At 43.0% G+C, this 12,414-nt stretch carries 11 protein-coding genes; 10 read left to right on the forward strand and 1 reads right to left on the reverse strand.

The genetic code is table 11. The annotated features are described in order from the left end of the window. The first annotated feature begins 129 nt into the window (after nt 1–129). From leuB to ilvA, 8 genes are all read left to right on the forward strand, one after another. Complete coding sequence (gene leuB / locus WBA23_RS07855) at nt 130–1,212, forward strand: 3-isopropylmalate dehydrogenase (protein ID WP_424581723.1); 1,083 nt, start codon at nt 130–132, stop codon at nt 1,210–1,212. Nucleotides 1,213–1,403: 191 nt separating this feature from the next. Further along, the gene (gene ilvD / locus WBA23_RS07860) at nt 1,404–3,092 is read left to right on the forward strand and encodes a dihydroxy-acid dehydratase (protein WP_424581724.1); all 1,689 of its coding nucleotides are present in this window, start codon (nt 1,404–1,406) and stop codon (nt 3,090–3,092) included. A 91-nt stretch (nt 3,093–3,183) separates the two neighbouring features. Then, complete coding sequence (ilvB, locus tag WBA23_RS07865) at nt 3,184–4,971, forward strand: biosynthetic-type acetolactate synthase large subunit (protein WP_424581725.1); 1,788 nt, start codon at nt 3,184–3,186, stop codon at nt 4,969–4,971. A gap of 7 nt (nt 4,972–4,978) precedes the next feature. Then, nucleotides 4,979–5,761: a collagenase gene (locus WBA23_RS07870; protein ID WP_424581726.1), complete on the forward strand. Its 783-nt coding sequence runs from the start codon at nt 4,979–4,981 to the stop codon at nt 5,759–5,761. Nucleotides 5,762–5,838: 77 nt separating this feature from the next. Further along, nucleotides 5,839–6,429 (forward strand): acetolactate synthase small subunit, encoded by a 591-nt coding sequence (gene ilvN, locus WBA23_RS07875; RefSeq protein WP_424581727.1) that lies wholly within the window; start codon nt 5,839–5,841, stop codon nt 6,427–6,429. Between the two features lie 131 nt (nt 6,430–6,560). Then, nucleotides 6,561–7,598 carry a ketol-acid reductoisomerase gene (ilvC, locus tag WBA23_RS07880; protein WP_424581728.1) on the forward strand — a complete coding sequence of 346 codons (1,038 nt, stop codon included), beginning with the start codon at nt 6,561–6,563 and terminating at the stop codon, nt 7,596–7,598. 136 nt (nt 7,599–7,734) lie between these two features. After that, complete coding sequence (locus WBA23_RS07885; RefSeq protein ID WP_424581729.1) at nt 7,735–8,490, forward strand: class I SAM-dependent methyltransferase; 756 nt, start codon at nt 7,735–7,737, stop codon at nt 8,488–8,490. Nucleotides 8,491–8,493: 3 nt separating this feature from the next. Beyond that, nucleotides 8,494–9,759 carry a threonine ammonia-lyase gene (gene ilvA, locus WBA23_RS07890; protein ID WP_424581730.1) on the forward strand — a complete coding sequence of 422 codons (1,266 nt, stop codon included), beginning with the start codon at nt 8,494–8,496 and terminating at the stop codon, nt 9,757–9,759. Nucleotides 9,760–9,865: 106 nt separating this feature from the next. Here the strand turns inward: ilvA and WBA23_RS07895 are convergent, their stop codons facing one another. After that, nucleotides 9,866–10,321, reverse strand: coding sequence for a hypothetical protein (locus WBA23_RS07895; protein ID WP_424581731.1), 456 nt, complete (start codon nt 10,319–10,321; stop codon nt 9,866–9,868). 372 nt (nt 10,322–10,693) lie between these two features. Here WBA23_RS07895 and miaB point away from each other — a divergent pair, with 372 nt between their 5' ends. Next, on the forward strand, nt 10,694–12,160 hold the full coding sequence (gene miaB, locus WBA23_RS07900) for a tRNA (N6-isopentenyl adenosine(37)-C2)-methylthiotransferase MiaB (protein ID WP_424581732.1): 1,467 nt from the start codon (nt 10,694–10,696) through the stop codon (nt 12,158–12,160). An 18-nt stretch (nt 12,161–12,178) separates the two neighbouring features. Continuing rightward, on the forward strand, nt 12,179–12,414 hold a 236-nt coding region (locus tag WBA23_RS07905; RefSeq protein ID WP_424581733.1), incomplete at its 3' end, for a sigma 54-interacting transcriptional regulator.

Consider the following 12,414-nt stretch of genomic DNA (forward strand, 5'->3'; position numbering starts at 1 on the left):
TGGAAAACGGTTATGACGACATTGATTATTTATTGAGTCAGCGGGAAGCAATAGAAAAGTTTGAAGCGCAAGCACTTTATTCAGTCTAACCTTTATATTTACGCGCTCAATTGAGTAAAAAAAAGTAACATGCAAAAGAAAATAGCAGTACTTGCCGGAGATGGAATTGGACCGGAAGTAACTAAACAAGCACTAAAAGTTTTACGGGCCATAGAGCGAGCGTTTGGCCATGAGTTTACTTATGAAGAGGGTTTAGTGGGAGCGGCTGCCATTGATGAAACCGGTGATCCTTTTCCGAAAGCAACTGAAAAGCTATGTCTCAAAGCTGATGCAGTGCTTTTTGGGGCAATAGGTCACCCTAAGTATGATAACGATCCTCACGCTAAAGTGCGGCCCGAACAGGGTTTGTTAGCCATGCGTAAAAAGTTGGGATTGTTTAGCAATATTCGCCCAATTAAAAGTTATCCGGCTATTAGTGCAATATCCCCTCTAAAAGAAAATATTGTAGAAGGCGTAGATTTTGTAGTGTTTCGGGAGCTAACGGGCGGAATATACTTTGGCGAACCTCGTGGCCGTACTGAACAAGGTGATGTTGCTTTCGATACCTGCATATATAGTAAGGAGGAAATTCTTCGGATCACCAAGTTAGCCTTTGAGGCAGCCATGAAGCGCAAGAAGAAAGTGACTTTAGTTGATAAAGCGAATGTATTGGCGACTTCCCGTTTGTGGCGAGAAACGGTGCGAGAGTACAGCCGAAGCTTCCCCGAAATTAAGCTGGACTACATGTACATCGATAACGCTGCGATGAAGCTGATCCAAAATCCTAGCGTGTTTGACGTAGTGCTCACCGAAAATATGTTCGGAGATATTTTAACCGATGCTGCTTCGGTAATTACGGGGTCATTAGGCATGTTGCCATCGGCTTCGGTAGGTAAAAAAGCAGCAATGTTTGAACCCATTCACGGTTCATACCCAGAAGTAGCGGGTCAAATGAGGGCTAACCCTATTGGAGCAATATTATCAGCAGCAATGATGTTAAACTATGCTTTTGATATGGTAGAAGAGAGTAACGCTGTTAAAGCGGCGGTACAGCAAGTGTTAGACAATAGGGAGGTAACTGAAGACATTAATCCCGATAATCCGCTATCGACCGAAGAGGTAGGTGATAAGATTGCTACGTTAGTATATGCTAGCAATCGAGTAAATGCTTAAAAAACCTTTAAAAGTTGCAATACTCACTTACACTCAGTATGTTTATCCCTCAAATTCAATTTGCTAATGATCTTTTCTATTGTCATTATCGTGGTGGTCCTAGTCATTATTGCGCCAACAACGGGGTGAGAGTAGAATAATATAATAATTACGAAGCTCTTCTCACCCTGGGAAGAGCTTTTTTTTGCACTATGAGTAATCAACTTAACAAGTACAGCGCAACCTTAACGCAGGACGATTCGCTACCAGGAGCTCAGGCAATGCTCTACGGGGTAGGGCTGAAGGATGATGATTTCTCCAAAGCTCAGATCGGAATTGCCAGCACTGGCTACGAAGGCAATACCTGTAACATGCATCTGAATGGGTTTGCTAAGGACGTGAAAGAATCAATACAGAATCAGGATTTAATTGGGCTGATTTTTCACACTATCGGAGTGAGTGATGGTATGTCAATGGGTACGCCCGGTATGCGTTATTCGCTTCCTTCCCGTGATATTATTGCCGACTCAATTGAAACTGTGGTACAAGCTCAGTGCTACGATGCAGTAGTACCAATTGTTGGTTGCGATAAGAATATGCCCGGAGCTATGATGGCACTGGGCAGGCTAAATCGCCCCGCTATTTTGGTCTACGGTGGAACGATCAGTCCCGGTCATTATCAGGGCGAAGACCTAAATATCGTATCGGCTTTTGAAGCCTACGGGAAAAAGATTACTGGCGATATCACTCCAGAAGATTTCAGAGAAGTAGTAAAACGATCTTGCCCAACTGCCGGGGCTTGCGGTGGTATGTACACCGCCAACACTATGGCTTCCGCTATTGAAGCGATGGGAATGAGTCTACCCTATAGTTCTTCTAATCCAGCTACTAGCTTTCATAAGAAAGAAGAACTAAAGCTGGTAGGCAAAGCGATGCGCTATTTGTTAGAGCATGACATCAAACCATCGGATATATTAACTCGCGAATCGTTTGATAACGCTTTAACACTGGTAATGGCACTAGGCGGGTCTACTAACGCAGTATTGCATCTGATTGCGGTAGCCAAGAGCGTAGGTATTCAACTTACACTGAAAGACTTCCAGGATGTGAGTGATCGTACTCCGTTTGTGGCTGATCTTAAACCCAGCGGAAAGTACTTGATGCAAGACCTGCACGATGTGGGAGGAATTCCGGCCGTTATGAAGTTTTTGTTGAAAGAAGGTTTCTTAAACGAAAACTGCCAAACCGTAACCGGGAAAACTATTGCTGAAAATCTGGAGGACGTTCCTGGACTGAGCGAAGGGCAGAAAATTATCTATCCGATGAGTCAGCCCATTAAAAAATCCGGACATTTGCAGATGCTGTTCGGAAATCTGGCTCCCGAAGGTTCCGTAGCAAAAATTACCGGTAAGGAAGGACTAAAGTTTGAAGGAACGGCCCGCGTATTTGAGAGCGAAGACGATGCCAACCACGCTATTGATCAGCGTAAAATACAAGCGGGTGATGTGATCGTCATTCGATACGAAGGCCCCAAGGGAGGACCGGGAATGCGCGAGATGCTGAAACCTACTTCCGCGATTATGGGGGCAGGCCTTGGCAATAAGGTGGCATTAATTACCGACGGACGCTTTTCGGGTGGCACTCACGGTTTTGTAGTGGGCCACATTACCCCCGAAGCCTTTGAGGGTGGTCCAATTGGGCTGCTACGGGATGGTGATGGTATCTTGGTGGATATAGAAAACAAACAGCTTTCAGTAAAACTAACGGATGAAGAACTAGAAGAGAGAAGAAGTCAGTGGCAACAACCGCCCCTAACAGAAACTTCCGGACTTTTATACAAATACGCAAAATCAGTTGCTTCAGCTTCACAGGGCTGCGTAACCGACGAGAACAATGAATAGTGGCAGACAAATACAATTAGCCATCGAGCCGCAAGGCGGCAGCCATCGAGCAATCGATAATTTTTAATTTTACACTTTCAATTAAGTAGATATGGCATTAGTGACCGAGAAAACAGTAAAGAAGTTGTACGATCATCCGTTACACCACGACCATGAAGCGGAGAATATTCTAATAAAGGAAACTGATAAGGTAGTAAATGGCTCTGAAGCGGTAATTTTATCGTTGCTCGAGGAAGGAGTGGATACTATTTTCGGCTATCCGGGGGGAGCAATCATGCCGATTTATGACGCTCTGTACCATTACCAAAAGCAGCTAAACCACGTATTAGTACGCCATGAACAAGGGGCTACTCATGCGGCAGAAGGATACGCTCAGATGGCTAAAAAACCTGGAGTGTGCTTTGCCACTTCTGGCCCCGGAGCAACAAATTTGATAACAGGGATTGCCGATGCTATGTTAGACTCAGTGCCCATCGTTTGCATTACCGGTCAGGTAGCGGAACCTTATTTAGGAACGGATGCCTTTCAAGAAACTGATGTGATGAGTTTGGCGATGCCCATTACTAAGTGGTGCTATCAGGTTGCTAATCCTGATGAGATTCCCTACATTATTGCTAAGGCTTTCTATATTGCCCGTACCGGTCGCCCAGGGCCCGTGCTAATTGACATTACGAAGGATGCTCAAATGAAAAATATGAGCGATCCCTTCACCTATGAGAAGCGAAAACAAATTAAAGGATATAAGCCCGCTCGAGCCCCCAGAGAGAGAGATATTGCCGAAGCAATCAAATTACTAAACGCGGCAGAGCGTCCATTTTTGTTCGCTGGCCATGGAATTCTACTTTCAGAGGCGCAGGAAGAACTGAAGGCTTTTGTAGAGAAAGCGAGTATTCCGGTAGCTAGCACATTGCTAGGTCTCTCTGCTTTTCCGTCGGAACATCCACTGTACGTCGGAATGCTCGGAATGCATGGTAACTATGGCCCCAATGTGCTCACCAACCAAGCCGATGTAATTATTGCGGTAGGAATGCGCTTCGACGATCGGGTAACCGGAAACTTAGAACGATACGCTAAGCAGGCAAAGGTAATTCATATAGATATTGATCATGCCGAGATCAGCAAAAACGTACCCGCCACAGTTGGTATTATCGCCGATGCTAAGGCGGCTTTGATAGAACTAACCTCTCAAGTAGAGGAGAGAAAGCACGAAGCATGGCTTAATGAATTTGCTAAATGCCACGAGGAAGAATATCAGAAAGTTATTCAAAACGACTTTACTGCTGAGGGGGAATGCATTAAGATGGGAGAAGTAGTACGAATGTTATCAGAGAAAACAAATGGTGAAGGAGTAATTGTCGCCGATGTTGGACAGCATCAGATGGCTTCGGCTCGCTATTCTACATTCAATAAAACTGATAGTTGGCTTACCTCCGGCGGACTAGGAACGATGGGCTACGCGCTGCCTTCGGCTCTCGGGGCTAAAATGGGAGCACCTCACCGAGATGTGTACGCTATCATTGGTGATGGTTGTTTTCAAATGACTATTCAGGAGCTAGGAACCATTGCCCAAAGCGGACAACCGGTAAAGATTATTGTAATGAATAATAATTACCTCGGCATGGTACGGCAGTGGCAAGAACTATTCTTTGATAATCGCTATTCATCGGTTGAATTAGTCAACCCCGATTTCATCACTATCGCTAGAGGATTTGGGATTAATGGACACCAATGTAATCACGCTGATGATTTATCAGCTTCTCTAGATACATTAATTAACTCCGAGCAATCTTACTTATTAGAGGTAATGGTAGAAAAAGAAACCAATGTATTTCCAATGGTTCCTTCTGGTGCTGGGGTAGATCAGATACGATTAGAGTAAGCGAAAGATGAAACAGACGATTAGGAAATGGATGCTGCGACTTTCGGCTACCGGAATTCTCTCAGCCGGGTTTTTAGTAGGAATTGTAATGAATCCGGCTATTCTTTACGCTAACCAGACTACGGTAGGTAATCATACAATTTATCACGATGCACCGCTTAACGAAGCTTTCTTTCTATTACTTGGCGATGCTCTTTCCTCAATTAAGCAAAGTGATTTGTACCATAAGAATATAGCATTAGATATTTGCTTAGACGACGGTTCATACTATCCAATACTAATGGAAAAGGTGAGAGGTAGAGCTTTTGGGTGGGGTTTTTCTGATAAAGCTGTTTTGAAGGGTACACTTAACTATGAAGCTAACACCATTGAGAAAAGCGGATATAAGTGGAATCTTTCTCAATTGATTGCCCACGAGGCTACCCACTGTTTACAGTTTTTAAAGTTTGGGCTTTGGGGGGCAAACCCAATAGCAGGGCACCCCCACTGGAAGTGGGAGGGGTATGCTGAGTACGTTTCCAGAAAAGTTGGGGCTCAACAGAACTTAGTCAGTAGGATAACCCAAAAAATAAAGCAAGAACAAGCAGACCCAGATGGGTGGGAAATCACTTTTGATGATGGTACCATTGCTCCCCGAAGTTATTATCAAGGATGGCTGCTAGTACAATACTGTCTAGATATAAAGGAGATTAGTTACGAGAATCTGCTAGATGATACAACAATCACTGGAGTGATGGTGGAAAAGGAAATGATGCGTTGGTACAACCGTCAAATTGAGTGTTCCTTATGATATTCTGGTTCCCATCACTAGGAAGTTAATATGCTATTGCAAGCCAATTATTGGCAATAGTCTAATATGTAATTACTATGAAACGACGCTACACCATTATTGTATTCACTGAAAATAACTTCGGTCTGTTAAACCGAATTACCATCATTTTTTCACGTCGGCGGACTAATATTGAGAGCCTGACTGTCTCCGAAACCGAACGTAAGGGAATCTCTCGTTTCACGATTGTGATTGACTACGATGCAAATAAGATACAAAAGCTCATTCAGCAAATCCGTAAGATTATCGGCGTTTTGTTCGTATTTCACAACGAAGACGAGCAGGTTTTCTACGGACAAATAGCATACTACAAAGTAGCTACCGAAAACTTTCAGCAGCGAGAGGAGGTAATGGCTATTGCGCATCGACATCAAGCTAAAGTAGCTTTCTCTACTGATGATTACATTATTATTGAGAAAACCGGAAAGAAGGAAGATATTACTACGATGCTTCATCTACTAGAACCTCACGGCATTCTGGAATTTGTAAAGTCGGGGCGTATTGCGGTAGTAAAAGATCAGTACCGCTTCAGTCAGTACACTAAGAATATTGGTCCTGAAGGCTGGTATTCCGACGAAGAGTTTCACGAACTTAAAGATCCGGAACGTGGTCCAGGTGTCAGCTATTAAGTGGGAAGCTTGGTTTGTGAGGCTAGGAGTATGTAATTGCGCTTTGCCCCGTGCACCAGCGTCATGCACTAATTTTCAATTAATAATTTTCAATTTTTCATTCCTTATAACTACTAAACGAAACAAAACACATGGCAACTATTAATTTTGGTGGCGTTGACGAAAGTGTCGTCACCCGAGAGGAATATCCACTTTCCAAAGCACTAGATACCTTAAAAGATGAAACCATTGCAATTATTGGCTACGGAGTGCAAGGGCCTGCTCAAGGCTTAAACCTGCGCGACAATGGTTTTAATGTTATTGTTGGTCAGCGTAAAGATTCTAAAACTTATCAGAAAGCTATTGAAGACGGCTGGGTAGAAGGCGAAACCTTATTCCCGATTGAAGAAGCTTGCGAACGGGGCACGATCATTTGTAACCTACTATCCGATGCGGGACAAATTGCGGTTTGGCCTACCATGAAGAAATACCTTACCGACGGAAAAGCACTGGTATTTTCACACGGATTCGCAGTGACATTCCACGAAGAAACTAGTATTATTCCTCCAGATAACGTAGACGTCATGTTGGTGGCACCCAAAGGATCTGGTACCAGTGTTCGTCGGCTATTTCTAGATGGAAAAGGTATTAACTCTAGCTACGCTATTTTTCAAGATGTTACTGGAAAAGCGAAAGAGCGAATTTTGGCCGTTGGCATTGGAGTAGGTTCAGGCTATTTATTTGAGACTACGTTCAAAAAGGAGGTTCATAGCGATTTAACTGGTGAGCGAGGTATTCTAATGGGAGCTTTAGCTGGAGTGATGGAAGCTCAGTATAACTTGCTTCGTAGCAAAGGTCATTCGCCTAGTGAGTCTTTTAACGAAACAGTAGAAGAGCTTACCCAAAGTCTTATTCGTTTGGTCGGTGAAAACGGGATGGATTGGATGTACGCCAACTGCTCTACTACAGCCCAGCGCGGCGCACTAGACTGGAAAGATCGCTTCCGCGATGCAGTAAAACCCGTTTTTGATGATCTGTACGAAAGTGTAGAAACTGGCAATGAAGCTCGAATCACCATCGAGCGCAACAGCCAGTCAGACTACCGGGAAAAGTTACAGGTGGAACTAGATGAACTGAAAGACTCTGAAATGTGGCAAGCTGGCAGCAAAGTCCGTGAACTGCGTCCGTAGCAAACACTTCTAATTTCCCCCCTTTTTGAAAAGGGGGATTTTCAGATGTTCAACTTCTCTTTTGATTGAACATCTTAGAGACTACAAGGTAATTGTACCACTTTCAACTATCCCTTATCAATTTTCAATTAGAAAAATGCCTCACTATTGGGATGCCGACCTGTACCAGCAGAAACATTCGTTTGTTTATCAATTGGGTGGCGATCTTATTGAATGGCTAAATCCGCAACCGGACGAAGCTATTCTGGATGTTGGCTGTGGTACCGGTGACCTTACTTACGAAATAAGTAAGTCTGGTGCAAATGTAGTCGGTATTGACCAGTCGAAGGAAATGATTCAGCAGGCTCAGCAGCAGTATACGACACCTTCGTTTCAAGTACAGGACGCTACCCAGTTCAATAACCTCCCTCAATTTGATGCGGTTTTCTCTAACGCTACGCTGCACTGGATACAAGATGCCCAAACGGTGCTGGAGCAAATTTTTCATCATTTAAAAATTGGGGGACGTTTGGTGGCTGAATTAGGGGGGAAAGGCAATATCGCTCAGATTATTGCTGCTCTAAACCAACAGCGAATGAAGCTAGGCTACTCTTCTATCAATAGTAATGAGCAGTGGTTTTTTCCTTCGGTAGGGGAGTACTGTAATCTACTAGAATTGGCGGGTTTTGAAGTCCGTCAGGCTTCTTACTTTCATCGCGATACTCCTTTAGCTGAGGACGGAATAAAGAATTGGATAAAAATGTTCGCTGAAAAGTGGCTTGCCGATGTAGAAGCTAAGCACCAGGAAATTTTGTTAGAAGCAACTCAGGAATCACTTCATTCGGTACTATGGTACGAAGAAAGCTGGTACGCCGACTACAAACGCTTAAGAATTTTGGCAGTAAAGGTTTAAAGAATGAATACGATAGTGCAAAAAACCATGATTCCGGTTGAAGATATTATTAATGCAGCGCGGAGACTAAAGGGCATTGTGCAGCACACCCCCTTTATGCTTAGCTTAAATCTATCTGAGCAATATAACGCTCGTATTCACCTTAAACGGGAGGACTTGCAAGTAGTGCGTTCTTACAAAATTCGGGGAGCGTATAATAAAATTGCCAGTCTCTCTCGTAAGACCATGGTCAATGGAGTGGTTTGCGCTAGTGCGGGTAATCATGCCCAAGGGGTAGCGTATGCTTGTCAGCGACTGGGTATTCGCGGCTATATCTATATGCCTAATCCTACTCCTAAACAGAAGGTGAAACAGGTAAAAATGTTTGGTAAAAACGCAGTAGAGATTATACTGGTAGGAGATACTTTTGATGATGCCTGCGTTGAAGCACTAAAGTTTAGCGAACAGCAAAAAGCACCATTTATTCCGCCTTTTGACGATAAAAAAGTAATTGAAGGCCAGGGTACTGTCGGCTACGAAATACTGTTGGACTCTCATGAGCCAATTGATTACCTATTCTTACCAATTGGTGGCGGAGGCTTATCAGCTGGAGTAGGCAGTTATTTTAAGCAAATCAGTCCTGCAACAAAGATTATCGGAATTGAGCCGCAAGGTGCCCCCGCTATGAAAACCTCTCTGGAAGAGGGAAAGCTAGTGACGCTGCCAGAGATTAACAAGTTTGTAGACGGAGCAGCGGTTCAGCGAGTTGGTGAGCTAACCTTTTCTATTTGTAAAGAGGTATTAGACGAAGTAGCACTAGTGCCCGAAGGGCAAGTCTGCGATACTATTCTAAAGCTTTACAACGAAGAAGCCATTGTAGTAGAACCGGCAGGAGCACTATCGGTAGGAGTGTTGGAACAATATCGTGAAGAGATTAAAGGGAAAAATGTGGTTTGCATTGTTAGTGGTGGAAACAATGACATCACACGGATGGAGGAGATTAAAGAGCAGGCTCTACTATTTAGGGGCCTGAAACACTACTTTATTATCCAGTTTCCGCAGCGAGCAGGTGCACTCAAAGAGTTTGTAGCTGAGGTGATGGGGCCGAATGACGATATTTCTCACTTTGAATACACAAAAAAAACCAGCCGAGAGAAAGGGCCGGCCTTAGTAGGTATTGAGCTTCAATCGCCCGAAGACTTTGATCCATTACTGAAGCGAATGCAGGCTAAAAACATTGCCTACGAACTGCTCAACGACAAATTTGAATTCTTTAATTTCTTGATTTAGATAATGTTATCTTTTTCCATTAGAATGTGTTGCAATGCACCCCAATAAAAAAAGCCCCACAATTGCAGGGCTATAGGTGTATAGAGTAGTAGTTTTTACTTTATTGTTACTGACCAGCCGAAACACTGGCTTCATCTTTAGCAGAGTGCATCGCCTGAACAATACTATTGAAACGTTGCTTAATATCGCTATCATTGGCTACTGCTTTCTTAATAGTATTATAGTCGCTTCCAAGAAGCCGCTTGATTAGTGCTCGATAAGCATCGGTAAATTCAGCTTTTCGTTCGCTGCTCATTTTATTTACAGCATCAATAAATGTCTTTTCAGCATCGTTGGCGGGTTCTTCGCCACTTGCGAGATCATTGTATCGGCTTTTAATAGTTGGATCTTGCGCTTCAACGTACTCTTTTACTTGATCAGACAATGTAGATTGGAAAAGACTTAATGTTTCTTGCACTACGGCGTACTTGTAGAGATCATCGTTAGTCACTTCATCCTGGGCAAACACAGGCTTCACAAACAACGCACAAAGGAAGAAAGATGCTAAAACTAATTTTTTCATTTCAGTAGAAATTTAGATAAACGTATAGTTATTTTGATAATAAAAGTAATTTAAACAAGAAAGAACGGGTAATTAAGGCAGACTTGCAAGTTTTTGAGCAAATAAATTCTTAAAAAACCTATTTCTACTCTTTTTCAAACAGAAAATGTGCCATATACTAAACGAATTACAATAAAACCCTACAATTATATAAGAAATTGCATTGTATCAAAAGTACGAAAGATGTAATAAATAACTATGATCCTTAGTTTAATTTTAATGCAGATGGATTTACGCTAGTATTTAGAGCAAATACCCTGACATTCTGTCATTATTTTCAGTAGTTTTCCTACCTTTGCAATCTTGCGTTAATTCAAAGATTATTTAATAAATATGAAGCAGATCATTGAGGGGCTAGACATACTTACTCCGGAAGTAAAACAGAAAGACCAGTGCGCTGTAAAAACTACGGTTGAACAAGATACCGGAAAATACCGAAAGCTGTACGTAGAAAGTTATGGTTGTCAAATGAATTTCTCCGACAGTGAAATTGTGACATCCATTATGCAGCAGCAGGGCTTCGATACCACCGATAGTTATGAAAAAGCGGATGTTATTTTTTTAAATACCTGTTCCATCCGCGATAAGGCCGAGCAAACTGTTCGTAAGCGTCTGAAGCAATTTAATTCGTTAAAGGAAGAAAAGCCAGGTCTATTGGTGGGAGTACTCGGGTGTATGGCGGAGCGACTTAAAAGCCAATTGCTGGAAGAAGAGAAAATTGTGGATCTTGTGGCTGGCCCGGATTCGTACCGCGACCTGCCTAACTTAGTAAAACAAGTTGATGATGGTACTAAGTCGGTCAACACCTTCTTATCGAGAGAAGAAACGTACGCTGATATTAACCCGGTTCGATTAAATTCTAATGGAGTCACTGCGTTTGTGTCTATTATGCGGGGCTGCGATAACATGTGTTCATTTTGCGTAGTGCCTTTCACCCGGGGGCGGGAACGTAGTCGCGACCCACACTCTATTGTTCGCGAAGCTCAAGACTTGTTTGATAAAGGCTATCGGGAAGTAACCTTACTTGGTCAGAATGTAGATTCTTATAAATGGTCAAGCAACGATGAATTAAAGGGAAAAGCGCAGATTGAAAAAGCCGGGGAGTCCGATATAGTTACTTTTGCTAATCTATTAGCAATGGTAGCACAGGTACATCCTGATTTACGAATCCGCTTCTCTACCTCTCACCCCAAAGATATTACCGACGAAGTACTGCATACCATGAAGCAGTACGATAACATCTGTAAATACATCCATTTACCCGCGCAAAGTGGTAATAGCCGAGTACTAGAACTCATGAACCGCACCTACTCTCGCGAGTGGTACTTAGATAGGGTAGATGCTATACGGCGAATTTTAGGCGAAGACTGCGGAATTTCTTCTGATATGATTGCCGGCTTTTGTACGGAAACCGAAGAAGAGCACCAAGGATCCTTAACCTTAATGGACTACGTGCAGTACGATTTTTCGTATATGTTTTACTATTCTGAACGCCCAGGTACTTTGGCGGCGCGAAAATACGAAGATGATATTCCGTTAGAGGTGAAGAAGCGACGGCTGCGCGAGATTATTGAAAAGCAGCAAACTATTTCTTTGCGGCGCAACCAGCGCGATATAGGCAAAACGTTTACGGTATTAGTAGAAGGATTCTCCAAGCGTTCAGATGAGGATTTGCAAGGTAGAAACAGTGCTAATAAGGTAATAGTGTTTCCGAAGAAACACTATCAAAAAGGCGAATACGTACAAGTGCGAGTGCATAATTGCACTGCCGCTACACTTTTAGGAGAAGCTATAGACTAGACAGCAGATCATTTTTTTATGTTAGATCAATCTGAACTTAGAAGCATTAAGCAGCGATTTGGAATTATTGGTAATTCTCAACGCTTGAACTACGCCCTCACGGTAGCCGCCCAGGTAGCTCCCACCGATATGACTGTGCTCATTACTGGCGAGAGCGGTAGCGGAAAAGAGTCGTTCTCAAAAATTATTCATCAGCTTAGTATTCGCAAGCACGGAAAATTTATTGCAATTAACTGCGGGGCCATTCCCGAAGG

This window comes from Tunicatimonas sp., assembly GCF_049647865.1.
In the GTDB taxonomy this organism is placed as follows: domain Bacteria; phylum Bacteroidota; class Bacteroidia; order Cytophagales; family Cyclobacteriaceae; genus Tunicatimonas.